A 25,582-nucleotide genomic window follows, 5' to 3' on the forward strand; every position below is an offset into this window, starting at 1 on the left:
AGCGAGATTACAGATCAAGCAAGAGCAAAATTGTATTCTTTTGGAGTCAGTTTCAAGAAGGCAAAAGATTTCCAAATAAAAATATAACCATAAGCAGAAACGAGCCCTATCGGCACAGCAAGCAATGGCATTATTGCTGATAATAGCCAAGTGGTTGCGGCAAAAATAACAACGCTAACAAGATGACTAACGATAATGGGTCGATCTTTCCCTTGGGCATAGAGGCCGTAGTGGGGGATCATTCCCAAGGCGTTTACGAAGGTCGCCAGTAGCAGCCATGGGTATATGGCATGATTTTGTATGTAAAAAGAATTTCCAATCCACTTCAGCAGGAACGGCAATATTGAAAGACTGGCCGCTGAGAATAAAGCTGAAAAAATAAATGTCTGCCTTAGCATTTTTCTTAATTCTTTTCTGAAGCAGATTGAATCTTCTTTTTGATAGGTGCGGATCAAAATCGGGTAGCCATAGGCAAATACACCCGCATCCAGGAACGCCATCATTGTGCTGGCCATTCCTAAGAAAAGAACATAGGCACCTACCACCTCCGTGCCACCAATGGCTTGTAGCCAGTAGCGATCCAGTGTAGAAAGCCCCCGAATAGCCAACGTTGCACAGAGCAGCGGGATACAAATCTTGATCCCTTTGATAATCCAGACCCAGTCTACGGTGTGGTGCCAGCCACTAATTCCTAGGTGCTTAAGGCGATACATAGCAAGTATGGCTGCAAAAAATCCGGATATTGCCCACGCAGCAAAAACATAGTTAAGCGTTCGGGTTTCTGCATTAGCCGCCATCAGGGCAACAACCAGGATTGCCCAGATTCCTTGCCGAAGGAACAAGGCAAGGCTGGCGAGCAACTGTTCCGATATGGCAACCAGTAAGCGTCCCAGCTCCTGATTGACATGCTCAAGAATCAAAATAACAAAAAACCACGCCATTAACTCCCGTGGTAAAACATTAAAGGAGAACAGGGACCCAATTGATGGGATGAAAATTGCATACAATAAAAGAGAGAGTATAAGCTGGCTTTTTAGAAAACGTCCCCACTCCGTTTTTTTCTCCTTGAGCATCTCCCTGGTGGAATAGGTGTAAAAATCAAGTCCTACAAAATAGAGTGCGTACCCGACAGTGGCTGTGAAAATGCCATATGTGCCGAGCAAGGTTGGTCCAACAAATCGCGCGATAAAAAAAACAAACAGGAAGCGGCTCGTCAATGTTAGTCCGCGCAAAAAAATATTTGACAGTTGTGCTCGACCAGAAGCCATTTCTGTATAAATCTTTCTAATGCAAATGAGTCAAGATTGAAAATCCCATAGATCGCCTCTTGCTCCTTCGTCTGTTTCTTGAGTGGGCTCTGGAAATTGCCAAAGGAGCGGATGAAGTCGTAATATCTCATCAGCCAATAAGGAAAACCCTCGCTGTCGCTGCTTGAGCTCAGCGATTTTGCTTGAGTGCCAGCCCCAAAGCTTTCCATCGTCCACTAGCATCTTGCTCGCGGCTTTTGCGATAAGACTCACGAACAAATGCTCCGATCACCCCAACGAAGAAACCCATGAATAGGCCTCCCAAGGTAATCAGCGCTCGCTTTGGTTTGGATTTCCAGTCAGGGGGTGTGGCCTTGTCCAGTACTTGAATCGTTGAGCTGTCTTTGGCTTCATTTATTTTTGCCAGTTCATACTGCTTGGCCAGTAGTTCGAACATGGTTTCGTAGTACTTCACGTCGCGTAGTTTGCGGACGTATTCCAGACCAGTTTGTGGCACCTTGCCAGTGGGGACCATGAAGTCTCCCGCTTCTGGCTGGCCTTGTTCAAGCTTGGCCAACTGTGCTTTCAATCCCTGGATTTCTTGCTGGGTACGGATGTAGTCGGGGTTTTGCTCGGTAGCAAAACTGCGCATTGCTGCCAATTCGACTTCTTTGGCCGCAATCGTCGCTTTTAATTGCGCAACGTTGGCTATGATGGCCTGAACCTGGCCATCTGGTTGCAACATCCCGGTTTTTTCCTGCGTCTGCTTTAGGGCAATTTCGGCTTGCGCGAGCTTGTCCTTTGTGGTCTGCATTTGTTTTTCGTAGAACAGACGCTGCTGAGCCGCATCCGTAACAGCCAGGGTCTGGGTCAACTTGATCAGTTCATCCACATAGGCATTCGCCAATTCAGCGGCAAATTTGGGGTCCTTGTCATCAACGCTAATGCCGATGAGGCCATCTTTACCCGCCGTGATGTTACTAATTTTGTCCAGAGTTGCCCGGGTGTCGACCATGGTGTTGCTTTCAAACCGTTCTTTCAGTTTGAAACGACGGATCAGGTTGTCGGCAACAGTCTGGCTTTGCAGCATGCCCACATAAAGGTCGTTGGGGTTTTTCAGCCCGGCAATACTGCCGGCTGCACCAGCGGCGCCGGCTAAAGCGCCAAGCTGACCCATCATGGCGGCAAGGCCGGAGCTTTGTTGCTGCGGCGGCATGATCTTGGCGGTCGAGGTAAAGATCGGTGTTATCAGTAAGCTGGCCACTAAGGCTGCGCCACCAATGCCAATAGTGCAGCCGGTAATCCATTTTTTTTGCCGAGCGAGCACGATCAGCACGTCGAGCAGATCGATTTCGTCTGCAGCAATGGTTTGCTCTGCCACCGGTTTTACATTTTCAGACATGTATCGTCATTCCGTTCAATAGGGTAGGCGAGGGCGCATGAGGCAGCGCCGTTGCACTTAGTCCTTCAATACCTTCAGACCAGCAGCGCCGAGGCCGAATTGGTAAAGAATGCTGGTCCATTCCTTGAGCTCTTGGGTGAAGCTGGTGCGCTCGATCTTTTCCGGCACCACAATGGCATCGCCGGGGTTCATGCGCTCACTGCCTAGTCCTACAAGCCATCCGCTGCTGCGACGGCTGTGCACGGTGCCGTCAGCGCGGATCACGTACATTTCGTCCTTGTCGCCCGTGATCGTGGCGCCACCCGCCAGCCCGAGGTAGTCGCTAACACTGCGTCGGGGCTTGTAGATGAAGGTGTTTTGCTGATACACCGCCCCCAGTACGTCCACGGTGCCGGGTTTGCGTGGAACGAAGATGCTGTCGCCATCCTGCAGCGGCATGTCGGGCAGGTTTTTCAGCTCGGCACTGCCATCAGGCAGTTCCAGCACGATGCGTCCGGTAGCCTTGACTGTGCGCATACGTTGGGCAATGCGGCGCTGTCGCGCTACTTCGGCAGTTAGTGCGTCAATGTTTTCCTTGTTGCTGAGGCCTGCGATACGGTCGGATGCCGTTTTTTCCACTTCGTTTTCATAGCGGTCTGCCACTTCGTCCAGTTTGTCTTGCTGCGCCCGGCGCACTGTCTCCCGGTTTAGCTGGGTGGCAAACAGGTAGCCGTCTTCACGAACTCCCCCCAGACGCGAGATGAGTTCACGCAGGGTTTCACCTTTCTGGATTTGGAATACGCCCGTTTGTTGGACCGCTCCACCAACGCGGACAAATTCCCGCTCTTTTTGTGCTACTACCGCAACCGATGCTGGCGCGAACACCCGCAAGATGTCAGAAGAAGAAAGGGGAAGTGCCGCCAAGCGTGACTGTGTGTCTTTCTTGTCGGCGCCGATCTCGACCACGGTCTGATAGCGGTTGTCGACATTCTTTTCGATGATGACCGGCTTGGGCGCCGCAGCGGAATCGAGGCCGCCAGACCAGTTGACGACGTCAGCCAGTGTGGTCTGGCCTTTCAATTCGTAGATGGCCGGCTTTTTAACGTCGCCAGTGAGGGCAACCAGGGGGCCAACCTCGGGGATGAAGATCACATCGCCGTCTTGCAGGGCGATATCGCGACTCTTGTCGCCTTTCACCAGCATGTCGTAGAGGTCGAAATGGGTGATGGTTTCACTGCCGCGTTTGACCTGGATATCACGCATGGTGCCCGTACCGCTAGGGCCGCCAGAGGTAAACAGCGCATTGAGCAGCGTGCTCATGGCGCTCAGGGTGTAGGTGCCGGGGCGGGTGGCATGACCAACCACATAGATTTGCACTGCGCGTGTCTGCGAGATGCTGGCAGTCAGCTCGAAGTTGGTGAAAATACGGTTGACCGCCTTTTTCAGATGCCCTTGCAGGTCGCGATATTTCACGCCGGCAACGTTGACCGACCCGACGCGGGGTAGATAGATGCTGCCGTTGCGGTCCACGGTGACGGTGAGGTCAATGTCCACCATGCCCCAGCCGCGAACCTGCAATTCATCCCCCGGCCCGATGAGGTAATCAGGGTTGACTTGCCCAGCTTCGAGCGGGGCAAACGTCGTCGGCACGCCTTGGAACAACGATTGGCCGAAGAGCGGAAGCTCGGCACCGGTCACGTTTTTGACGTAGTTGCTGAACTCGCTGTTTTGGCTTGGAGCTTCTGCTCGCCCGACAGGGCGTTGGGTGGTCGGTTTGACCACATTGGCCTCAACCGGGTTGGCGTTGCCGATACTGGGCAGGCCACTGACGGCGGAAACGTCGTAGCCCGGCGCTAGCATGGGATTGCTGGCCAACATGGCCGCCGCGTTGGCCGGCATGGTAGCTGCAATCGCGCTGCTACTCAGGAAGGCGATAGAGAGTGCGTGGCACAACGTGCGCAGTGCAGGGTTCGTGGGTGTTTTGTGCATTCGTATCAACCTTGATTTTGTATTCGTTCTGCATGGCGCCAGGCCATCAGTAGCTTTTCTGTACGGTAACGCCGATCTGGTCGGGCCCCAGGTTCAAGCCGGTTTGGTAACGCCCTTCGTTGCGTTGCGCTTTCCAGAGCCAGTGCCCAGCGACGTAACCGATCAACCCGCCGGCAACGGTGTCCGAGAGCCAGTGCTTGCGCTGGGCTGTTCTGCCAAGTGAGGAGGCGGTGGCCACTCCATAAAGCCAGGGCGCGTCGTATTCTTCGGCAAAGGGTGTTGCCAGAGCGAAAGCCATTGCCGCATGGTTGGATGGGAATGAACTGTCGCTTTTGCTTTTACCTGCGCTTTGGGTGGCCCAGTGACCACTATCTGGTTCAGGGCGCGAACGGTTCACGGCCTGTTTGATCAGCAGGCTGCTGCCGCCGGCTACCGCCGCGGATTGCAGGGCGATCAACCCTGTGTTGCTGAATCGGTCGTTGCCCAGCATCATGGCGGCGCCCGCTGCGCCAACGCCCAGCCAAGGGGCAACCGACGAGAAGGAGTCCCACCCTTTCAGCAGCCTGTTGTCTTTATGGTCGCGGATAAAATTGTCCCAGCGTTTGTCGCTCAGGCTGGCGATGCCGATGGCACCTGCTGCCAAGAGGCCCCCCTTGAGACTGCCTGGCAGGTCGGGCAAGGCGGAGGCAGAGTCGTCCAACCGCAAGCGAACTCGTGGCCATGGGTTGTAACGTTCGACCGGGGGGGCGACACCGGGGTGACTCTGTTCGTCTGCGCGCTCTGCAAAATTGCCCAGCCCGTCAAAGACATTCATGTCCTGGCTCGGGTCTTCCAATATGGAGTAGAGATCGCCCGGGCTGGTCACCATCTGGCCAACGTCTCGCGTCCAGGGCGAAATCGAGAAGCCCGCCTTGGATTTGGAGTCGAACGTCAACATGGAAGACAGAGGCAGGGTGAAGAAGATGCCGCGGTCATGGTATGGGGCTGAGGGTGTGCCCGGGGAGGTGATGTCCTTCCCGTCTGTATAGGTGTACCAGGCGCCAATCTCGACGCCGGATTGAAAGCGTCGTTTAAGCTCAAACCGTACCCCGTTGTCCTTGGCCAGAAAGCGGCCGGCACGTGCCGTGGCGGTCATGCCATAGGGCAGTTTGTAGTGCATGGAGGCGAGGGCGGTGACGGTGCTGTACGGCCTGAAACCCAGTCCATCGAAATCACGCTGCTTAAGGGCGTCCACAGCAATATCCACTGCCCAGCGCGATGCGGTCGGTGCATAGAGCAGCTGGCCGCCTGCGCCACCATACATTTCTTCATAAATCCCGGCAGAAACGCGGCCATACCATTCGGGAGCGGGCTGGTAATACTTGTTGAGCATCAACTGGTACAGCTTGGCCTTGCTTCCGCGCTTGTACTCCGCCACGTCAGAACGCACGTGCGGCAACAGGCTGTTGGATGGTTGTTTGACCGCACTGACATCCTCGAGCACAGTGGCTGCAACGGTCGAGTTCAGATACAGGCCCTTCGCCAGGCGCTTGTCGTAACTGGCACTCAGGTTGATGTCGTAGTGCAGCGCCCCGCTAGGGTCGTTGAAGTAGAACGAGAGCTTGGGTGCTAGTTTGAAGCGGTTGGATTCGCTGTCTTGCTGTTTGAGCTGAACAAAGTCGCCGTCTTCAGAAAACAGCACCGACAGGTTTTCATTGTCCTTGAGGCCCGCACCAAGCTCTTTGGCATCGTTTTCTGCCAAGTCGTCATCGGGGGTCGCCGCTCGGAGCAGGTAAAATTTGCGGAATTCCTCCCGGCTGATTTTTCCGTTGAGATAGTCTTGCAGGCGCTCAAGATTGAAGAACTCGAACGTAGCAACGGGTAGGTCCGTTTCGGTATAAGTGACCTTGATCGTACGGGTTTCTAGTGGAGCGAACATCAGTGCCGTTCTTACGGCTCGCCCGACGGCGCGTCCCATGTTGGAGATGCGCGAGTTGCTTAGCTGGAGAGAAAGGGTGCCACGGGTGTATTGCACCTGAACCAGCTTGTAATCTTGCTTTTCCAGAGCAAGGCGCAGTGCCGACGCATGCGTGGAGTCACTGCGCCACTCCTTATCAGTTGGGCGGGGGCGGGTTTCAGCGTAGGGGGCGGGCTCATAGATCTTGGGAACAAACTCTTTCTCGGAAAGAGGGATGTTCACCATGGCATTGATGCTGTTGTGGCTACGCTGGTGTGCTGCCTGCAGTGACAGCCAGCCCCAGCGGTACTCTACCCCGGTAGCCAGGCCGGGAGAGCGTTCACTGGCAAAGGTCTTGTCCGCATTGAAATCATTGCGGTAATTGTTGTTGTCGTATTCGGCAACGAGCGCCCAGTTGGGGAGGCTAGACGGGCGCCAGCGCACGCCGCCAAAAGGCCCGTCGATTCGGCCTTTGCCATAACCGAGTGTGGTTTCCAGCGGCCCAAAATTCTTGGTGGCGGCGACATAGTGGCCTTTGAACAGCTCGGTGCCAAACAGATCGGTTTTGCCGAATGCAAGGGCAGGGGTCCATTCCCCTTCTTCAAGCAGTTTCAGCTTCGCATCGAAGACCTTGTCTTTATAGCGGCCATAGCCCCCGCCGTAATTGGCATCCGTAAAGCCTGGAACACCCATCACGCTTACATAGCGGGCAGATACTTGCAGAGCCGGCAGCATGGTGACATTGGTCCATAGCGTGCTGTAAGGCCGGTCGAAGCTATAGCCGATGCTCCAGTTGCCATCCTGCCCGGTCAGGGCATTGGGCATGTTGATATAGCCATCCTGGCCGTTAAGGCTGATAGCGGCTATGGCAGAGCTGCTGGCAATGAGAGAGAAACATCCCCTCAAAAACTTACAAGAATTCAACTTGGATACGCTGTATTTTTATGGGCAATCAAAAAGCCACCGAAGTGGCTTGAAAGAGCACGTTGCCGAGGGGCAATCAGTTGCTATGCGAAGTCGCCGAGTGAGAGGTGGCGGAGTTCGAGTTCGAAGTAGCCGCAACAACACCAGCTACCGCAGCACCGATTGCAGCAATTGTTCCGACGGAGAGGCCAGCAACCCCCGCCGTTGCGCCAACGCCAGCAGCGCCTGCACTACCCGCTGCACCCGCTGTAGTGCCCGCGCCAGCAGTGGTGGAACCTTGGACACTGGCGCCGATCGGGGCGACATCCGCGAATGCCGGGCTGGCAAGTGCAGCGGTCAGTGCGGCAAGAACAAATGCATGTTTCATTGTTAACTCCTTATTGAAGAGTGCATAGGACAGTAGCCTTTGCATAGTGTAAATTAGTCATCTTGCATGTTGCAAGACATTGGCAAGTTACACGTGGCTTTGCATGTTGATTTTTATGAATTTTTGATATTTTAATGATGTTGACATTTATTTTTGAGATGGGTTGCACATTCTGGCATGGTATGGGCTAGCGCAGAGGGGCGAACCAAAGTGCCAAGCAAGCTTGGTATGCCAAGTGCCATGTTGATGAACTAGCTTGAGCCGCTGGAGAAGCGCTCGACTAGGTTTCCCGCCTTGTGGCAATGATGGTCAACTGGGCAAGGAGTTGACGGGTTTGACGATGACAACGTGTCGGAATCGCTGCGTGTGGCCCAGTGGCAGCTTGGGCTGAAGTTGACGATGGTAGACTGTTACCGCCGTGCCGTTGATGGACTTCTGGACGGTATGCATAACAGGTTGATCTCCGCCCAAAGGGCGGATGTGTGGCACATCCGGGGTGATCAAAATTGGATGCCGATCCCCCGGAAATCTGGTCACTTTGGCACGCTGTTTTCCATCCCTGTTATTCGTGAGCCACTTGTCATTTGAGCGCGAGACGGGTGGGTTGCTGCCTCGGCGTTACAAGAGCAACGTTGCGCATCACGTCCTTTCCTAGCACCAGGCGTATGTCTGTGCTGGTTCTCAGATCGTTCTTTTCCTTGATCATCGGCTTGACCGGCAGGCTGGCGCTGAGTCTTTCCGCTTCGGGTGCAAAGCCTTGTCGGTATTCCACCAGCGTTACCGATTGCTGGAAGGGTTTCTGGTTGGTGAGACGAGCTTTGGCGAAGCCTTGATTGGCAAGCACATAGCCGACTCGCTTCGCCATTCCGGTTACACCATTTCCATTCGACACCTCAAAACGCGGAAGGGGGTGAGTCATTGTGGCCTGCGTTGTTTCTTTTAAGGCTAATACGGCGGCTGGCGCATTCTTTTCCTGTTGCGACGCATGGCGGTCAGTGCCCGGAGGCTCAATGGCCGTTTTTTGCACGGAATGCCCTTCCGCTGTAGTGAAAGGTACGGGCGATGATGTCGGCGGTGGAGCACTGGGCAGAGGTGTTGCGACTGCGACTACGTTTTCCTGCTGTTTCGGATCGACCACTTTCTCCGTGGCTGCGCCAACTGAGGTCTCGGCTGCGGGGGCTTGAGCGGCTTGTGGCGTGCCGGCCAGCAGCGTAGCCGGTTTAGTTTGCTCTCTCCCTCCCAGCTTGGCCATGGTCAGGTTGCGGTTGTTGACGATTTTGAGGTCGGAGGGGTTTAGTGCCACCGCTTTCTCGTAGATGGCGGCGGCTTCGGCATAGCGGCCTTGCAGATAGAAGGTGTAGCCAAGATTGTTGAGGAAATGAGGGCTGCTTGGGGACGTGGCCAGTGCGTTTTGAAATTCGGCGATGGCCATGTCGTAGCGGCCTTGTGCCGCATATAACGCCCCCAGTGCATTGTGGGCCTCGGCATATTGGCTATCCAGGGCGAGAGCTTTCTGAAAAGCCGGAATAGCCTTGTCGGTCCGGTTCTGACCCTGGTAGTAGCGGCCGAGTTGATAATACGCAGCAGGGCTATCATTAGAGTTGCTTACCCGCATCAATGGCTGCATTTCCCATGCTTGTTTTGGCGGGGTGGATTCGCAGCTTTGCAGAAGCGGCACGAGACATAACAATGGCAACGTCAGATGCTTTGTTTTCATGATCAGGTCTTCCATGGCGACTGTCTATCAAGTCATGCAAAATGACTTATTGCCCGCCGCCCATTGTGGGAAGCAGCACACGGTAAATCTGGATAAAGGCTGGCCCGAGCAAGACCAGAAGCAGGGCCGGGAAGATGCAGAAAATCAGAGGGAACAGCAGTTTTAGTGGAATCTTTGCCGCTGTTTCTTCTGCACGCAGGCGGCGCTTGGTGCGAAGGTCGTCGGCATGCACGCGCAGTGATTCGCCGATGCTGGTGCCAAAGCGGTCTGATTGAATCAGCATGGCAACCAGGGTGTCCACTTCTTGTACCCCCGTACGCATGGCCAGATTACGCAGGGCTCTTTCCTTGGTGCTGCCGGCGCGCAACTCAAGGTTCACCAAGTGAAGTTCGTCGGCAAGAATAGGGCTCTTGATGCGCATTTCTTCCCCCACCTTGAGTAAAGCGGCATCGAGCCCCAAGCCAGCCTCGACACAGACCAGCAGAAGGTCGATGGCATCCGGGAAGTTGTTGAAAATCTCGCGCTGACGGTTTTCGATACGACGGGAGAGAAGGATATTGGGCAGGTAGTAACCAATCCCTGCGGCAAGGAGCATGAACAGCAGGAAATTGGTGCCGTCCTGATGCCCACCGGTCAGTCCCAGGTAGAGAAACAGAATGGTGGGAAACAGCAGCGCGAGAAAGGTCTTGGCGCCGAAGAACAGTGGCACGGCGGACGGGCCGCGGTAACCCGCGTTCATGAAGCGAATACGAATGGGGGAGGTTTCCCATCCTTCTGCGGGAACCGAGAGCTTGGCGAGTGGAGTCGCGATCTTGATTGCCTTGGCAACCCAGGCCGACGAGTTATCCGAATCGATGGGGGTTTCCGTTTCGGAAATCTTGTCCAGACGTGCTTTGACGCGGTTGGGTGCAATCTGCAGCGAAATGGTCAGCACAACGCCAAAGACCGCCACAAAAATGATGCCCAGATAAATCCACTGCGAGGTGTTCATCTCGTTTCCCTCTCAATGTGTTGTGCGGCCGATGATCAAACCTGAATCTTGATGATCTTGCGCATCCAGACGATACCGGCCAGCATCATGCCGCCGATACCTACCACCATCATCAAGCCCGTTTGGTCTTCCCAGAGTACCTTCATGAAGTCTGGGTTGAGCAAGTGGATGATGAGTGCCACAGCAAAGGGCAGGATGGTCAGAATCCAGGCCGAAAGTTTGCCTTCGGCGGCGAGAACCCTGATCGTGCCGTAAAGCTTGAGCCGTGCGCGAATCAGCGCACTGATATTGCCAAGCAGTTCAGCCAGGTTGCCGCCGGTTTCGCGTTGAATCAGCACGGCGATCACCATGTAGCGAAGGTCTGTACTCGGGATGCGGGTCGCCAGGTTCATCATGGCCTCTTGAAGTGAGAAGCCATAATTCACTTCATCGAACGTGGTGCGGAACTCGCCGGCGATCGGGTCGGACATTTCGTCCCCAATCATCTTCAGCGACTGCGGCAAGGCATGGCCGGCACGCAGGGCGCGGCACATCAGGTCGATGGCATCGGGTAACTGCTCTTCGAACTTTACCAGGCGCTTATGACGGAAACGCATCACCACCATCCAGGGGATGGTGGCACCAGCCAAACCGATGAGAACGTTAACGAGGAGAGGAAGTGGCAGGAGCTGCAACAGGAAAAAGGTAGCCAGGCCACATGCCAGTGTCAGGCCGAGAAAAGTGCCGACCTTCAGCTTGAGGCCAGACTGCAAGAGAATCCGATCCAGTTGATGCGCGCGCGGGATGCCGAGCAGAAATCGCTGAACGATCTTGGTGTCGCTGAGCAGCCGCTCTTTCATCAGGTTCATCGACTCGCTGTGGTGGGCGCCGGCCGACATGGCTTGCAGGCGTCGCTCGATACGCGTCGCCTCCGGTCCTTTGTAGGTGTTCCAGGTGAGATAAGCGCCTTCCAGCAGGAAGACCACGGCGATGAAAATCAGGACGATGAGTATCGCGAAGGTGGTGTCCATGTCTGCACCTATTCGAAGCGTTTATTGGGGTCGAACAGCGCGTCGGAGATGTCTACACCGTGCGTTCTGAGTCGGTCGATGAATTTGGGTCGAACGCCTGTGGAGCAGAAGTACCCTTGCACCGCGCCATCCGTGCCGATGCCGGTCTGAACATAATGGAACAGTTCCTGCATGGTGATGACGTCGCCCTCGGTGCCGGTGATTTCCTGAATGCTCACCACTTTGCGTTTACCGTCCGTCAGGCGGGCGATCTGGATGATGACGCTGATGGCGGAGCTGATCTGTTGGCGGATGACCTTGGGCGGCAGATTCATGCCGGCCATGCCGACCATGTTCTCCAGCCGGGTAATGGCATCGCGAGGCGTATTGGCGTGGATGGTCGCCATGGAGCCTTCGTGCCCGGTGTTCATGGCCTGGAGCATGTCCAGTGCTTCCGCCCCGCGCACCTCGCCGAGGATGATCCGGTCCGGTCGCATGCGCAGACTGTTGCGTACCAGGGCGCGCTGGGGTACTTCGCCTCGCCCTTCGATATTGGGTGGGCGTGTTTCCAGCCGGATTATATGTGGCTGTTGCAGTTGAAGTTCGGCGGCGTCTTCAATAGTGATGATGCGCTCAACTTCAGGAATGAAGCCGGAAAGAATGTTGAGCATGGTGGTCTTGCCGCTGCCCGTTCCGCCCGAAATCAGCATGTTCATCTTGGCCTTGGCCAACCCCTTCAGTACCGTGGCCATGTCCGGGGTCAAGCTCTTGTATTCAATGATGTCGTCCATGCGCAAGGGCACAGCAGAGAAACGGCGGATCGACATGATCGGGCCATCGATGGCCAGGGGCGGGATGATGGCGTTGACCCGCGAGCCATCCGGGAGGCGAGCGTCGACCATCGGGCTGGATTCGTCGACACGTCGGCCGACGCGCGACACGATCTTGTCGATGATCTTCATGAGGTGGGCGTCGTCATTGAAGCGGATGTCGGTCAGCTCCAGTTTGCCGCGCCGTTCGATATAGATTTGCTGGTAGGTGTTGACCAGAATATCGGAAATGGTGGGGTCGGCGAGCAAGGGTTCCAGGGGGCCCAGGCCCAGCATTTCATGCTGGATGTCCCGTACCAGATTGCGCCGCTCCGTCTCGTTGAGTGCGGTGTTTTCTTCACTCAACAAACGCTCTACCAGGATTTTTAGCTCGTCCTTCAAACGGTCTGGGGTCAGGCTTTCCATGACGGTCAGGTCCACCCGGTCCAGCAGCTTTTGGTGGATACGCGCCTTCAGGTCATGGTAAGTCTCATAACCCAGGCCTGCTGCCGATTTGACGATGTTTTGCAGCGCTTCGGGTGGGGTGTGCAGCGATTCGAGCCGGTCTCGCAAGGACATGATGATTACCCCTCTACATGTGATCAGGCGACAGGGAGCAAAACAAGAATCCAGTCAGCTGATGCGGTGGTTGCAGTGAAAATGCCATGCTCGTTTGCAGATATCGGCCCATGCCGGACCCGTCATTCCCGGGTGGAAGAAATGGGCCCGGTCATACTAGGGCCGACTACCGTTTTCTTTGGGGCTTCGCCACCCTTGAAGTGATTCAATAAACTGCCCCACCACGATTCTCCGGAGCTTGCCTCGGAGACCAGCGATTTGCTGAGCTCCTGAACGGTGCGAGTGACCGGGTTGTTAGGAGATAGTTTGGCGATGGGGATGCCCTGGTTAACCGAGGCGGCAACCGCCCGAAAACTATTGGGTATGGTTTTGAATACCGGCAGGCCCAGCGTTTTTTCAACATCCTCGAGATTGATTTCCCCCCCCTTTTCGTAGCGGTTGACCAGTAACTTGATCTTGTCGCGCGAGTATCCCAGAGAGCGCAGTACGTCGAGCAGGCGACGTGCATCGCGCACGAAGGGCAGGGTGATTTGCAGGACGGGGAAAACGATGTCAGCGTGATCCAGTGCCTTGATACTGACTGGGTCCAACGCTCGGCCGATATCGAGAATGATCACGTCGTAGTGGTTTCGTGCCAGGTTGACCAAGGTGTCAATATGGGCCGGCGTCACTTCCATGGCCTGCACCGGGTCGTCAGGTGCGGCCAGAATACCCAGATTTGGCAACACCGTTATCAGGCTCGATGCCAGAAATGAGGCATCCATGCGGTGTATTTGACGAGCCACTTCGGCCAGGTTTATGGAAGGCTTGTGGTCGGTGACGAAAAGCGCGGCATCGCCAAACTGCAGGTTGAGATCGATTAGGATGACATTCTTGTCTTCCTGGGTGGCCAGGTTATAAGCCAGATTGGTTGAAAGAAACGTGGAGCCACTGCCGCCTTTGCACGGGATGAAGGCGAATACCTTGCCTTTAGGACGTGCCGAGTTTTGCAGCATGCGCTTTTCCTCGACACGGGAAATGGCGAGGCTCAAGGCTTCACGGTTTGCCGGGGAGGGTAGTACTTCCCGAACGCCAGCCCGCATCGCGCTTAACAAGGTTTCATGCGCCTGGATGTTGGATAGTAGAATGACGGTAATATCGGGGTGGCGCAGATTCAAGCGTGACAAAGCCGAAAAATCCGTCAAATCTTGCTCATCACATTCGAAGATCAAAATGTCGGGATGGAACTGATCGGCAACCGGTGCCAGCATTTCCATTCCACCAGGAAATACCTTGACGTCACGGTTGATGTCTGCCTCGGTAAAACGGCGCATTTCATCGAGATGCTTGGTGTTTAGGGAGACAATCGATATTTTCATGGCAACCCCCACGTGAGTTATTGCTATCGTGACGTTCGATTTGTTGCGTTATGTAATTGAGCAATCGGGATTTTGATCGGCTCCAGAGCCGTTGCTCAGGCTTTCCCTTGTCAGGGTGGTACTGAATGCCGGAATCCGCCATGAAGTACCGATATAAAGGAAGTTATAATGAAAGGCCGGCGCGTTGGGAGATATGGAAACCGTCACGCTTTGACAGTCTGTAGATCCTGTGCATGTGCTGGGTGAGTAGCTGACACTGATATCCCCTGTCGCGACGATGGGAAGAATTTCCCGCATGGCATTTTTGACTCCTGTGGCATTCATGTCGCACACCACGGCAAGCCGGGCTCCCCGGCGAGTGGCTTCCACTGCGGAGTTCCAGGTAAACATCAAGCGGCCAAATTCCATGATTCCTAACAGCAGGGCGAAAAGAATCATGGCGATGAATGCAAACTCCACGGTAGTAACCCCGCTTTGACATTTCTTGGTTGATGCAAGCAACCCTGACTTGGCCGTTTTCATAGGTTTGCCTTCATAGTGGTATGAATGTCACTAAAGGTGATTGTCGATAAACCCGATGTGACAAAAGGCACCAAGGAAGTAAATTGATAGTTGCTTACCGTGACAGAAACCAAATTCACGACTGGATCGCTTCCTTGTGCATTATGGTTGGCACACCGTGGCCAGTCGCAGATCGAGATGGTTGCTGTTGCCAGGCCAGGAGCCAAAAGTGGACCGGTATAGCTAGGGTCGGCAAGGCAGGCACTGTAGTTGCCATACTTCACCAAGCAGGTGGCTTCTGCATCTTTGGTGCCTGGCTGTTGCCCTGACAGATAACGAGCGGCATCGCGTGTTGCCTTGACTACGGTGTTGTATTGGTAGAAAGCACGGCCAAATTCGGTAATGCCGAATACGATAAATATCAACGGCATCAATAAGAACGCCATTTCCACTGCGGCGACACCTGTTTGTCTGGAGTAACGTTGCATCTCCACCTCCTACCGTACGAGAGCAGGTACTTTAGGGCCAATGCCGCCCCCAGCACCTGGTAAGCCCAGCGTGGCGCACGGATTTCCGGGCAAGTCGGCTTGGCCGCGGTATTCGATATAGGTATCCGATCCAGGAGCCTGCATCGGCTGCAAAAGTAAGGCGCATGCGAATTTCTGGATTTGGACGGTTTGTGAGGTGGACCAATCGCCACAATTGACAATCGGCATCAAGACCATGCGGCGGTCCGCTCCATTGGCAGCGAGCTGGGCTGATGTCGCGCTGTTGGGGCTGCCCGTTAAATTCAGGCCAGCAGCCACATCACCTTGATAAATGGTATGGGCAGTGCGAGAAGCCAAGAAATTGGGCTGAGTGCCATCCGTCCCGTTATAGGCGTTGAACTGGCTTGGCCAAGAATTGACGGTATAGGCGTAGCCGGTAAAATCGGGCGGGGCATTATTGACACTGTAGCTGCCTTGATAAAGGCCAAATCGTGTATTCCAGGCATTGGCAACAGATTGCTGCATGCCTGTTTGGCCAACCGAGTTCGTTATATTCAAATTGCATTGCCCAGCACCGGTCATCTGGCCTGACAGTTCGCTTGCCCCGCCACTGGGGGGGGTGTAGTCGATCAGGTTAAAATTACCGGTGAATCCCCCGCCTGCTGTAAAGCGACTGCCATACCATTGGCCAATACAAAACCCATAACTGTCTGGTGCACTACCGTCAGGGCAGCTTGCAGGTGGGGTCTGTGTGCACAAACCGACAGGAATGGCGCAATTCGTCTGGGAAGGTGAAAGGGCTGCCACCGCATGAGAGGTAACGCTTTGAGCCCCCGCTCCCATCACTTGCATGAACCAAGGCATGATACCCGTACGGGGGAGCGTGCATTTGGCATATTTCATATTGGGGATATTGGTTACTGCTACCGCATTTTTTGTATAGTAAGTGCCATTTAGATGGTCGCTGAAAGTGATGTCTTGATTGGGTGTTATCGAAACCCCGACGTTCTGGAAATCGACGTTGTTTCTCTGGCCCACCGTGATACCGGCGCTTTCAGCCCTATTGAGAGAGTCGGCATCGCCTTTCAATTCAGCTGCCGAGGCCAAGGAGCAGGCATCGGCAGCGTCGCTCAACTCCGTCTTGGTAATGAACAGATGCCCAAGGTCGGCAACCAGCCCAAGAAAGCCGATCAGAACGACGATGCAAAGGCCGACAATAATGGCGGTTACACCTTTCTGATGGTGTCGTAACGGCCGCTGGTGAAAGCGCTTCATGAAGCCACCTCGCGCGTTTTGCCAAATTAAGAAAAGGGTTTATTTATTTCCCTCCCCCGCCTCCCAGGACATCGATAGTAAGAATGTTGGCGGTAGAGGGGGGCGTCTTGAACGAGTCGTAATAGCGGCCTATGGCCTCCTGTCCCGCTTTGCCGTCGATTCCCGCCACCGGGTCCATGTTTTGCGATGCCTGAGGATTGATGGTCTGTTGGGCCTTGATCATGTCCACCGACTCACCGAAATGACTGTCCAGATACGGGGTGGAGGAACAACCGGTCAGCAGCACAGCCAAGACAGTCCCACTCATGGTGATCATCAGTTTGTAAGCTTGCATGGCGTGGCCTCCTTATTTCACTTCGAAGCCGCTGGGGGCTTGTGTCGATGCTTCTGGCTGGGGCGAGGCATCGCTGGCCTTGCTTGCCGAGGGCTCGGGTTGCCTGCCTTCCATGCGGCCACCCAGGAAGAGTTCTGCCCGGTTTGGTGGGATATAATTATCTGTTGGCAGCTTGTAATCAGGTGGCAGCGGTTTCACCAGCCGCGGGGTGACGACAAAAACCAGTTCCGACTTGTCGGTCTGAAAGCTGGTGCTGCGGAACAGTGCCCCCAAAATCGGAATTTCGCCCAGGAACGGGAAGGCACTGATGTTGGTGGTGACATTGTTTTTGAGCAGACCGCCGATGGCAAAACTCTGGCCATCATGCAGTTGTACGGTGGTGGCGGCGCGCCGAGTAGTGAAGGATGGCAGGATGGATTTTCCTGCTACACCGATGGCGGAGATACCGACGCCCTCCGGGTTCAGCTCCGATACTTCCGGAGCGACTTTGAGATTGATGCGGCCACCGTCGAGTACGGTCGGTGTGAAGCGCAGTGCGACCCCAAATTCCTTTTCTTCCAGGGTGATGGTCGACCCGCCACTATTTGTATTGCTCTGCGCCACCGGGATGAAGATCTTGCCGCCGGCGAGGAAGCTTCCTTCCTGGCCGCTGATCGCCATGAGGTTAGGTTCTGCCAGAACTTTCAGCAGGCCATCATCGTGTTGTGCATCGATTTGGAATGCCCGTGTTCCGCTATCGTTGATGCCGCTTAGCAAGGCTTTGCCCAGTGGGTCATTGGCAAAAAGGCTGTTCCAGGAGTAGGTCCAGCCACCATGGTTAAGGATGCCCGCGATATTGACGCCAAGTTTGTCGAGCAATTTCTTGGAAATCTCAGCAATTTTGACTTCCAGCAGCACCTGCTGCGGAGCATCGACAGACAGCATGTTGATGACTTTAGATTTGCCTGCGTAGGCTTCGGCCAAGGTCATGGCTCTGTCGAGCTTGGCGGTATCGGCCACCGTGCCCGTCAGTACCAGCGAATCTGCAGCGGCACTGACCTTGACGTTATTGGCGCCGGGGGAGAGCAATTGGTTGAGCGAGGATTGCAGCGAAGCGGTGTCCGCGCCGACGGCTACGTCGACCAGAGTGCATTGGCCGTTACGTCCGAGCAGGATGATGTTGGTGGAGCCGACGCTCTTGCCCAAGAGGTAGATTTCGCTGGGGCTCAGCAGAATCACATCCACGTCGGCCACACCGGATTTGGCACTCCCTCCTGCCGAGGGCTTCCCCTTGTCTGCATTGGCGTCGGTGCTTTCCTTGGGCTGAGCCGCTTGTGACCCTTCCGGGTTCCCCAGCAGGATGCGACTGATGGGCGATGGGGTTTTCAGCCTGAACGATTTGCCCACGGTGACATTGACCAGCGGCGCCGACTCGATCGTATTGCAGGGCGCCACGGTAGAAGGAGTGGCCGCCAGCCGTTTGGGCGTAGTGGTTGCGGCCTGGCTATTGGAAGCCAGAAGAAACATGCCGCAGGTGGCGAGGGCGTAAACACAGGCATTGAGTCCAGGCAACGCACCAACAGGATTCTTGTTCATTATGGTTCCCTCACGTAATGAGCGGTTTTATCTGGCGATCCGGCTAGAAACACTCATGGTGGCGTGATGTGCCACGGACAATTTCCACACAGGTCTGGGCCGCGGCGACGGTGGGAGCCGAGTGGGCAGGCTTGGTCGCTTTCTTGGCCACTTTGACGTGCTTCTTGACGGGCTTGGCTTCGGCGGTGGCCTTGGGCGGTTGTGGTTCGTCATGACCGCGCAGTAAGACTTGCTTGGTGATGCCCACTGTCTGCACTGGCTGAGGGTCGACCTGATTGCGCAGCACTAGCGATAGGGTGCCCACGCTGCGGGCCAGGTCGAGCTTTTCGGCTTGCTCTGGCGTTACCTCGAGGGTTACGGCATTGACCACTTTGGGCTTTGTATCATCCCTGCTTGCCTCCTGAGCCACGGCGAGAACGAGGATGTGCTCCAGCACGATCTTGGAGATGCTGGCATCGCTGTTCTGGATTTTTTTGGCATCGTCGGTGGTGTTGACCAGGATGTCGACGTAGTTGCCGGGCAGGGCGAAGCCGGCGACACCGACGACGTCGTTGACCCTGACCGTCATGGCGCGCTTGCCTTCCATGACGACGGCGGATAGCCCGCCCTTAGTGCCGACGGGGGCCAGCTTCGACTCGAGGATGGCCTCGCCACGATTGATGCTGGTTTTCAGTACCCGGCCGTCGAGGGCCTTGGGATCGAGAATTGCGCCTTCCGGAATGCTGCCGCTGGGCCAGTCGACGGAGCGCAGCATCTCGGGGGTCAGCTTGGAGCCGAGGTCGATGTCCATCGAGGCGACGACGACTTTTTGCGCCGCCACGTTGGTTTGCTTGTTGATCCACTGGGATGCCATCACCACAGCCACCAGGCCGATGATGACGGACACCACGATCATTCCGATTGCTCTTGGGTTTTTCACTGGCTTCTCCCCGTGCGTGATGTGAGGCTCGAATCCGGGTCAGTCAACCAACCTAGCCTCGGGTGTAGTAGTTTTCCCATGCCCATGACAGCATCTTCTCCGACAATTCCGGCTCCACCCCCTGGTAGAAGGCAAAATCGCGAACCTGCTCGAGCAGATCGCGCGGGATACAGGCAAGGAGGGGTTTGTCGTGCTTGGTATGCAACTGATCGATCACGAAACGTAACCCCGCTTCGCTGAACGGAATGCTCATTCGACGGCAGTTTTGTTCGAAGATGGCGCGATACTCGTTTTCATGAAGTTCCCCGATATAAATCTTGTAGCCGAGACGCCGCAGGAAGGCTTCGTCGGCCAACTGGCTGGGCGGGATGTTGCTGGAGAAGATCACGATGACATCGAACGGCACCATGAACTTGGTACCAGTATGCAGCGCGAGGTAATCGACCTTGCGGTCCAGAGGGACAATCCAGCGGTTCATCAGGGTTTGAGGCGAGACCAACTGGCGTCCCAGGTCATCGATGATCAGCAAGCCGTTGTTGGCTTTGACCTGAGGCGGCGCCTGATAGAAGCGCGTGTTCTGGTCAAATTCCAGATCCAGCATCGACAGGGTCAGCTCGCCGCCGGTAATCACCACCGGTCGTTGGCAGAGCACCCAGCGCGGGTCATGTCGCACGCCCCGGTCGAGCGAGCCCGCGGCGCCGCTACTGCTCACCGGCTTGTGCACCAACGGGTCGAAGATCTGGACAACTTCTCCGTTGATCTCCACCGCATGGGGAATGGCCGTGTAGCCGGTAAGTAGTGTGGCAAGGTGTTCGGAGACGTAGGTTTTGCCGCTGCCGGCCGGGCCGTAGACGAAGATGGCTCGCCCCGAATTCATGGCGGCACCGAACTGGTCCAGCGTGGTTTGCCGGAGCACGAATCCTTCGAAACCCTCGGCGACCAACTCCTTGGTGATCTTCATGCCGCTGACGGACTGCCTGTGCACCATGTCGATATACGAAGCCAGACTCACCGGGGCCGGCCCGGCGTAATGGCTTTTCTGCAGGAAGGTTTGTGCACGCTTGCGGCCGCCCTCGGTGAGGTTGAAAGCGATGGTCGCTTCGGTATCGTTGCGCCCGGATACTTCACAAAGCTGCTCGGTGCGCATGAAGGCCAGCAGGGGTTCGAGTACGGAAATGGACAGCTTGGTATGGTTCACCAGTTCGACCAGCCGCATCTGCCCGTGGGAGAACAGGGTCTTGCAGAGCAGTTCCACTAGGAAGAGAAAATCCAGTTCGGTTTCTTTGACGGATTGTGGTGCTTTGGGCAGAAATTCTTGCGATAAGCCGCTATTTTGCGACTCCAGTCCATCCGGATTGAACATTTTCGTTCCTTCCCCGATTATTCGGCGTATTCCATGGCCTCATGTTGGAGACGTGGATTTTGCCAAATCAAAACTTCAACTTCATAGATGACCCGAAATGCATGTAACTTGGCCCAAAAAAAGCCGCTTTGCGCCGCAAGCCCCTTGGGTAGTCGAATTTTTTTGTTTTTTTATTATTGATCTTGCACTGACGCTATACCGATTGCCAAAAAAAATAACCTGCTGTTCCTAGCGTTATAGCCCAAGCGTAGGGCAGTGTTCCTATCGAATTGATAGGGAAATCATTGACCGGTATTTTTCCGGCGGCGACTTTACTGATCCCGGACAAGGCCAGGTATCTCACGTTGTCTATCAATCGGTTCAACGATTTCAGCTTCAAGGCAAAGGCAAGTGACAAAACTCCGCCGGCGAGCAGCGTGAATAACACGATACCGACGATATCCTGCATGCCGGTAAACGCACCCACCATGGCCATCAGCTTCACGTCACCCGCCCCCATGACGCGTAAAAGGTAAAGGGGCAGAAACAGCACAAATCCCAGCCCCATCCCTTTTGCCGCTTCCAGTAAACCGCCCCCTCCTGAAATCAGCCCTTGGCAGAGAAACGCGACTACCAATCCCCCTAGCACCAGCTTGTTGGGGATCTTCCTTGCGGCCGTATCGGTGATAACGGTGGCGAGGAGGAAGCCTGCGAGCAGGCCCAGCCTCGCCCCAGGGAGAAAATTAATTATGTCATTTGTTATCATGGGGGGTTAAGTTCAATTTAAGATAAATTTCTAACTCGCCGATTTCAATGCATTATCAAGTGCATTAGAAATGTTATCAAAGACAAGATTTAGATTTTTCCCTACATGTGTTACGGCAGTGATGATTACAACGGCAATCAGTGCCGCAATCAAGCCGTACTCGATAGCAGTAACTCCCTCTTCATCTTGGGCAAATTGTTTCCATGAAACTGTCAGCTTTTCCATTGCCATACTCTCCATCTCGAGTGATCCCAAAGCAGCAAGTTGCTGCCCTCGTCATTACGCCATGCCGTCATGGCGTCTTGCTTCGTGGCATTCCAGTCAGAAGGAGTGGATTGCCAGGTTCCCCGGACAGCCTTTCGGCAGTCGATATTGCTAAGTTAATGCTAAGCATACTTCATTGTCTTTGTTTTAAATATGGGCAAAAAAAACACTGCTTACAGCTGCCATTTTATTTAATTGGTATTGATAATTGGTTTAATTAACAATTTTGCATAAAATGTTGCTTCAGCCGCTTTGCTAGGTTTGCGGATTGAGTAAAAACACGTTTTATTAAACCCAATCTAGTACATCCTGTTTGCGATGCAAGATGAATCGCAAAATTTTATTTTCTCTTTGCATCCCTTTTGAATTGCAACAACAAAGCTCCCTCATCTATCACTATTTGATAGGTTGTCAGGCGCTTCCATGAATTAAGCTTTAGCCAGGAGCCTGTGTGGCTACAGGGCTCTGCTGATGGCATCTCCAACCTCTGTTGCTACATCGACAAACAAAGCCCCCAGGCTGGTTCCTAACCCCATTACAGCCGATAGGATTACCATGGCGATCAGGGACCCCAGTAGGGCATATTCGATGCTGGTGACGCCATCTTCGATATCGAAGATTGACTTCAGAATGATTCTCAGTTTTGACATGATCGACAGGCTTTCATTGCGGAAGTATGTTTATATATATGACATATATTTGTATTCTCAATAATGCTAATTGAATTTTCATTGGGCTGATTGAATGCAGCTCTGTCATCCATTTGGGTATGACATGCACTACGGTTTAGGCTGCTATCAAAAGTGTGTCAAGCTCTTGATAATGTTTTGTCATGCACTATAGTGCATTTCAAAGGTGGGGTGGGTGCAATTTACAAATCAATTATAAAAATAATAGGGAGATTTGAAAAAATGGCTTACTTGAAAGGGCGTTTGACGCTGCCGATTGCTATTTTCATCATTATGTTTATGGTGGTCGGATTTTTTCCTAGGTTCGAGGACCCCGATTTTTACTGGCACCTCAAAACGGGCGAGCTTATTGCTAGCTCTGCCCAATTGCCTTGGCATGATGTATTCGCTTATACCAATTCAGGACATTCTTGGGTTAATTCCGAGTGGTTGTCTCAATGGCTGTTTTATCAATTATTCCAGCTGGGTGGCTTGAAAACAGTATGGCTATTTACCACATCCATTTACGTATCGTGCTGGGCTGTCAGCTACAAAACCAGTCTTGATGTTCTGAAGGACGAGGGTAAGGCGGTTCAGGCGATTCTGCTGTTCTGTGTGTTCATGGGATTGCTGGCTCCACGGCCTCACATCTTTACTTTTTTATTGTTCGCCCTGCTGATCAGGGTGCTGTTCTGCTTCAAGTATTGTGCTTCTGAGCGGACTCTGTGGTGGATACCCCTCATCATGCTGCTGTGGGCCAATTTGCATGGCGGTTTCTTCCTTGGCCTCGTGCTGATGGCGGCGTTCATCTCGGCGGAATGGGCCAAGTATTGCTGGCGCGATGCGGCTGGCTGTATTGCCGTGTCGCGGCTGACACGGCTCACCTTGGTGGCATTGCTGGGGCTGCTTGCAACGGCAATCAACCCGCAAGGGTTCAGCTATTGGCGTTACCCCTACAACGCCATCGTGGCCTCCGGCGATATGCAATTCATTAACGAATGGCAGTCGCCCAACTTTCACCAATGGCTGTTCCAGTACTTTTTGGCCATGGTGTTTATTTTCTTTCTGAACATGGTCTATTCGACCAGGAAGCCCGACTTGGCAGAAATCGGAGTGTCACTGATCTACATTGCCGGCGCATTCATCTCAGTCAGGAACTTGCCCTTGACTGCGCTGGCCATGACGCCCCATTTTGCGCTGTTCTACCGGGACCTCCCGGTGTCAGAGGGCTTACGCAAACTGAGATTTCCGACCCGTCGGGCGAATGCGGTGCCTCATCCCCTGGTTGCACGGGTCGGAAAGGTTTGGGTGGCGGGAAACAGGCAGGTAGGAGGGGCAGAAGGAGTGATGAACCTGTTGCTCTTGATCTTTGCCCTGCTGGCTGTTGCATTGATCTATCCCTCCAGGAGAAGCCTGGCCGAAGAAACCCTGACTTCGATACTGCCGGTGAAGGCCACTGATTTCATCCTGGCCAACCACATCGAAGGGCGCATGTTCAATACCTACCACTATGGCGGCTACCTGATTTACCGGTTGTATCCGCAACAGCGTGTGTTTATCTACGGCAGAACGGACATCTATCCCAAGGGTTTCGTCGATCACTACCTGGAAACCTATCGTGGCGACAAGGATTGGAAAAAGCGCTTTGCCAGCTACGGTATCGACTATGTCGTGTGTGAAAGCTCGGCGCCGATCCGGCAGCTCATCCTGGCGGACGGAAGCTTCAAGTCCGTTTTTGATGATGGCAAGCATTCCATTTTGCTCAGAAACGTTAGCAAGTACCGGGCGCTCATTGCCCGCTATGGCAAAGACGGCGGTCAGGGCTGAAGCGGGCTTTGCAAGAGGTTCCTGGCGGGTTTGGTGGAGTGGGCAATGAATCTCAACTCACAGTTTGTCCGAATGATGCGCTGCCCTAGTTCCGGGAGTGCGCTGGTATTCGACGGGCAGGGCCTGTCGAGCTGTGATGGTGCCAATTGTTACCGGGTCAACGCCTCAGGAATTCCTCTGTTTGCGGAAACCCTGTGCACCGAGGATGCCAAGCGACAGCAGGTGCATTTCGAGATGGTTCATGCGCAGTATCTCGAAAACCTCGGCTATCCCCACACGCAGGAGTATATGGCCTATCTGGACGATGCCTTTCATAAGGTGGTCTCGGACGCCGAACTGGCGGTGACGGCGGAAATCTGTTGTGGCAGTGGCGAAGCCTTTCGCCTGCTGGGCCGCAAGGTCGGTAGCGGTGTGGGGGTGGATATTTCCGCTTCGATGCTGGATGTTGCCCGGCATTTTCTCAGGGACAGGCGCTACTGCTTCATCCAGGGCGACGCCACCAATCTGCCGCTGAACGATGCCACCTTCGATAGCGTATTCATCATCGGTGGCATTCATCACGTCAATGACCGGGCGCGTCTGTTCGGTGAAATCTACAGGGTGTTGAAACCGGGGGGGCGCTTCTTCTGGCGCGAGCCGGTGAGCGACTTCTTCCTGTGGCGTTGGCTGCGCGCGCTGATCTACTGGCTGTCTCCCGCCCTCGACGAAAAGACTGAACGGCCTCTACTTTATGGGGAAACGGTTCCGGTGCTGACCCAGGCTGGCCTGGAGCTGAAGCACTGGGAGACCCATGGCTTCTTGGGTTACTGCCTGCTGATGAATAGCGATGTGCTGGTTTTCAATCGCCTGTTCCGCTATCTGCCGGGTATTCGAGCGCTGACGAGGCTGATGGCGAAACTGGATGGTTGGACGGTGCGGATTCCCGGGCTCCGGCATGCCGGGCTGATCGTGATCGGCATGGCCGAGAAGCCGAAGAGGGCACAGTCATGAAGGTTCTTGCCTGTTATCTGGCGATGGTCTTGCTCACGGTTTCGGCCAACCTTTTCTTTAAATCCGGGGCGATGCGTGCGGAGAGTGGGCTGCTGGGTCTGCTCAACATCAAGATCGTGCTGGGTTTTGTGTGTTTCGGGCTCGCGGCGCTGTTGTATATCGTCGTGCTGCGGGTGCTGCCACTGAATGTGGCGCAATCGCTGGCGGCGATGCAGTTCGTCGCGGTGATTGTTGCCGCGCACCTGGTGCTGGGTGAGCCCATTGGGGCCGCCAGGCTGCTGGGGATTGGTTTGATCTTTTCCGGAATCGTGCTGGTCGGGCGGACCATTACCTGAGTTTGACGTCA

22 protein-coding genes are annotated in these 25,582 nt (G+C 54.6%); 3 read left to right on the forward strand and 19 right to left on the reverse strand.

The features are described 5' to 3' along the window. Positions 1–14 precede the first annotated feature (14 nt). The 19 genes from B9N72_RS06665 to B9N72_RS06755 all read right to left on the reverse strand — a co-directional run bounded on the left by B9N72_RS06665 (position 15) and on the right by B9N72_RS06755 (position 22,401). Entirely contained in the window at positions 15–1,268 is a 1,254-nt protein-coding gene (locus B9N72_RS06665; protein WP_085275647.1) for a lipopolysaccharide biosynthesis protein, read from the reverse strand. Positions 1,269–1,437: 169 nt separating this feature from the next. Next, on the reverse strand, positions 1,438–2,649 hold the full coding sequence (locus B9N72_RS06670; protein ID WP_085275648.1) for a GumC family protein: 1,212 nt from the start codon (positions 2,647–2,649) through the stop codon (positions 1,438–1,440). Positions 2,650–2,706: 57 nt separating this feature from the next. Next, on the reverse strand, positions 2,707–4,617 hold the full coding sequence (locus B9N72_RS06675) for an SLBB domain-containing protein (RefSeq protein ID WP_085275649.1): 1,911 nt from the start codon (positions 4,615–4,617) through the stop codon (positions 2,707–2,709). Positions 4,618–4,663: 46 nt separating this feature from the next. Beyond that, entirely contained in the window at positions 4,664–7,477 is a 2,814-nt protein-coding gene (locus B9N72_RS06680) for a YjbH domain-containing protein (protein ID WP_327078283.1), read from the reverse strand. A 947-nt stretch (positions 7,478–8,424) separates the two neighbouring features. Continuing rightward, a complete protein-coding gene (locus B9N72_RS06685; protein WP_234985898.1) occupies positions 8,425–9,576 on the reverse strand; it encodes a LytR C-terminal domain-containing protein in 1,152 nt (383 codons plus the stop codon). A 31-nt stretch (positions 9,577–9,607) separates the two neighbouring features. Beyond that, positions 9,608–10,552 (reverse strand): type II secretion system F family protein, encoded by a 945-nt coding sequence (locus B9N72_RS06690; protein WP_085275650.1) that lies wholly within the window; start codon positions 10,550–10,552, stop codon positions 9,608–9,610. Positions 10,553–10,587: 35 nt separating this feature from the next. Continuing rightward, entirely contained in the window at positions 10,588–11,562 is a 975-nt protein-coding gene (locus B9N72_RS06695; protein WP_085275651.1) for a type II secretion system F family protein, read from the reverse strand. An 8-nt stretch (positions 11,563–11,570) separates the two neighbouring features. Beyond that, complete coding sequence (locus B9N72_RS06700) at positions 11,571–12,929, reverse strand: TadA family conjugal transfer-associated ATPase (protein ID WP_085275652.1); 1,359 nt, start codon at positions 12,927–12,929, stop codon at positions 11,571–11,573. A gap of 122 nt (positions 12,930–13,051) precedes the next feature. Beyond that, positions 13,052–14,287: a CpaE/TadZ family protein gene (locus B9N72_RS06705; protein ID WP_234985899.1), complete on the reverse strand. Its 1,236-nt coding sequence runs from the start codon at positions 14,285–14,287 to the stop codon at positions 13,052–13,054. A gap of 48 nt (positions 14,288–14,335) precedes the next feature. Further along, positions 14,336–14,809, reverse strand: coding sequence for a TadE/TadG family type IV pilus assembly protein (locus tag B9N72_RS06710; protein WP_085275654.1), 474 nt, complete (start codon positions 14,807–14,809; stop codon positions 14,336–14,338). After that, a complete protein-coding gene (locus B9N72_RS06715; protein WP_085275655.1) occupies positions 14,806–15,276 on the reverse strand; it encodes a TadE/TadG family type IV pilus assembly protein in 471 nt (156 codons plus the stop codon). The genes B9N72_RS06710 and B9N72_RS06715 overlap by 4 nt, the downstream gene beginning before the upstream one ends. Before the next feature lie 9 nt (positions 15,277–15,285). Continuing rightward, a complete protein-coding gene (locus tag B9N72_RS06720) occupies positions 15,286–16,551 on the reverse strand; it encodes a TadE/TadG family type IV pilus assembly protein (protein ID WP_085275656.1) in 1,266 nt (421 codons plus the stop codon). A gap of 43 nt (positions 16,552–16,594) precedes the next feature. Further along, positions 16,595–16,885: a hypothetical protein gene (locus B9N72_RS06725; protein ID WP_085275657.1), complete on the reverse strand. Its 291-nt coding sequence runs from the start codon at positions 16,883–16,885 to the stop codon at positions 16,595–16,597. Positions 16,886–16,897: 12 nt separating this feature from the next. Further along, positions 16,898–18,460, reverse strand: a complete 1,563-nt coding sequence (locus tag B9N72_RS06730; protein WP_085275658.1) for a type II and III secretion system protein family protein — start codon at positions 18,458–18,460, stop codon at positions 16,898–16,900. A gap of 43 nt (positions 18,461–18,503) precedes the next feature. Then, positions 18,504–19,355 (reverse strand): Flp pilus assembly protein CpaB, encoded by an 852-nt coding sequence (gene cpaB / locus B9N72_RS06735; RefSeq protein WP_085275659.1) that lies wholly within the window; start codon positions 19,353–19,355, stop codon positions 18,504–18,506. Between the two features lie 76 nt (positions 19,356–19,431). Then, entirely contained in the window at positions 19,432–20,742 is a 1,311-nt protein-coding gene (locus B9N72_RS06740) for an ATPase (RefSeq protein WP_085275660.1), read from the reverse strand. 193 nt (positions 20,743–20,935) lie between these two features. After that, positions 20,936–21,487 (reverse strand): A24 family peptidase, encoded by a 552-nt coding sequence (locus tag B9N72_RS06745; RefSeq protein ID WP_085275661.1) that lies wholly within the window; start codon positions 21,485–21,487, stop codon positions 20,936–20,938. Positions 21,488–21,517: 30 nt separating this feature from the next. Beyond that, positions 21,518–21,712, reverse strand: coding sequence for a Flp family type IVb pilin (locus B9N72_RS06750; RefSeq protein ID WP_085275662.1), 195 nt, complete (start codon positions 21,710–21,712; stop codon positions 21,518–21,520). A gap of 494 nt (positions 21,713–22,206) precedes the next feature. After that, positions 22,207–22,401, reverse strand: coding sequence for a Flp family type IVb pilin (locus tag B9N72_RS06755; protein ID WP_085275663.1), 195 nt, complete (start codon positions 22,399–22,401; stop codon positions 22,207–22,209). A gap of 261 nt (positions 22,402–22,662) precedes the next feature. Between B9N72_RS06755 and B9N72_RS06760 the strand changes: the two genes are divergently transcribed. Genes B9N72_RS06760 through B9N72_RS06770 form a run of 3 tightly spaced genes read left to right on the forward strand, consistent with a single transcriptional unit; the run spans position 22,663 to position 25,571 of the window. Further along, the gene (locus tag B9N72_RS06760; RefSeq protein ID WP_085275664.1) at positions 22,663–24,246 is read left to right on the forward strand and encodes a hypothetical protein; all 1,584 of its coding nucleotides are present in this window, start codon (positions 22,663–22,665) and stop codon (positions 24,244–24,246) included. A 45-nt stretch (positions 24,247–24,291) separates the two neighbouring features. Beyond that, a complete protein-coding gene (locus B9N72_RS06765) occupies positions 24,292–25,236 on the forward strand; it encodes a class I SAM-dependent methyltransferase (protein WP_085275665.1) in 945 nt (314 codons plus the stop codon). Beyond that, a complete protein-coding gene (locus B9N72_RS06770; RefSeq protein ID WP_085275666.1) occupies positions 25,233–25,571 on the forward strand; it encodes an EamA family transporter in 339 nt (112 codons plus the stop codon). Before B9N72_RS06765 ends, B9N72_RS06770 begins: the two co-directional genes overlap by 4 nt. Positions 25,572–25,582: the final 11 nt, after the last annotated feature.

The sequence above is a fragment of the Pseudogulbenkiania subflava DSM 22618 genome, assembly GCF_900177275.1.
GTDB lineage: Bacteria > Pseudomonadota > Gammaproteobacteria > Burkholderiales > Chromobacteriaceae > Pseudogulbenkiania > Pseudogulbenkiania subflava.

Bases quoted from the DNA above. Each gene is read 5' to 3' on its own strand.
- B9N72_RS06720 (WP_085275656.1), bottom strand. From the start codon at position 16,551: ATGAAGCGCTTTCACCAGCGGCCGTTACGACACCATCAGAAAGGTGTA.
- B9N72_RS06765 (WP_085275665.1), top strand. From the start codon at position 24,292: ATGAATCTCAACTCACAGTTTGTCCGAATGATGCGCTGCCCTAGTTCC.
- B9N72_RS06700 (WP_085275652.1), bottom strand. From the start codon at position 12,929: ATGTCCTTGCGAGACCGGCTCGAATCGCTGCACACCCCACCCGAAGCG.
- B9N72_RS06665 (WP_085275647.1), bottom strand. From the start codon at position 1,268: ATGGCTTCTGGTCGAGCACAACTGTCAAATATTTTTTTGCGCGGACTA.
- B9N72_RS06710 (WP_085275654.1), bottom strand. From the start codon at position 14,809: ATGAAAACGGCCAAGTCAGGGTTGCTTGCATCAACCAAGAAATGTCAA.
- B9N72_RS06715 (WP_085275655.1), bottom strand. From the start codon at position 15,276: ATGCAACGTTACTCCAGACAAACAGGTGTCGCCGCAGTGGAAATGGCG.
- B9N72_RS06740 (WP_085275660.1), bottom strand. From the start codon at position 20,742: ATGTTCAATCCGGATGGACTGGAGTCGCAAAATAGCGGCTTATCGCAA.
- B9N72_RS06770 (WP_085275666.1), top strand. From the start codon at position 25,233: ATGAAGGTTCTTGCCTGTTATCTGGCGATGGTCTTGCTCACGGTTTCG.
- B9N72_RS06750 (WP_085275662.1), bottom strand. From the start codon at position 21,712: ATGGAAAAGCTGACAGTTTCATGGAAACAATTTGCCCAAGATGAAGAG.
- B9N72_RS06755 (WP_085275663.1), bottom strand. From the start codon at position 22,401: ATGTCAAAACTGAGAATCATTCTGAAGTCAATCTTCGATATCGAAGAT.
- B9N72_RS06745 (WP_085275661.1), bottom strand. From the start codon at position 21,487: ATGATAACAAATGACATAATTAATTTTCTCCCTGGGGCGAGGCTGGGC.
- B9N72_RS06760 (WP_085275664.1), top strand. From the start codon at position 22,663: ATGGCTTACTTGAAAGGGCGTTTGACGCTGCCGATTGCTATTTTCATC.
- cpaB (WP_085275659.1), bottom strand. From the start codon at position 19,355: ATGATCGTGGTGTCCGTCATCATCGGCCTGGTGGCTGTGGTGATGGCA.
- B9N72_RS06695 (WP_085275651.1), bottom strand. From the start codon at position 11,562: ATGGACACCACCTTCGCGATACTCATCGTCCTGATTTTCATCGCCGTG.
- B9N72_RS06725 (WP_085275657.1), bottom strand. From the start codon at position 16,885: ATGCAAGCTTACAAACTGATGATCACCATGAGTGGGACTGTCTTGGCT.
- B9N72_RS06685 (WP_234985898.1), bottom strand. From the start codon at position 9,576: ATGGAAGACCTGATCATGAAAACAAAGCATCTGACGTTGCCATTGTTA.
- B9N72_RS06670 (WP_085275648.1), bottom strand. From the start codon at position 2,649: ATGTCTGAAAATGTAAAACCGGTGGCAGAGCAAACCATTGCTGCAGAC.
- B9N72_RS06705 (WP_234985899.1), bottom strand. From the start codon at position 14,287: ATGAAAATATCGATTGTCTCCCTAAACACCAAGCATCTCGATGAAATG.
- B9N72_RS06730 (WP_085275658.1), bottom strand. From the start codon at position 18,460: ATGAACAAGAATCCTGTTGGTGCGTTGCCTGGACTCAATGCCTGTGTT.
- B9N72_RS06690 (WP_085275650.1), bottom strand. From the start codon at position 10,552: ATGAACACCTCGCAGTGGATTTATCTGGGCATCATTTTTGTGGCGGTC.
- B9N72_RS06675 (WP_085275649.1), bottom strand. From the start codon at position 4,617: ATGCACAAAACACCCACGAACCCTGCACTGCGCACGTTGTGCCACGCA.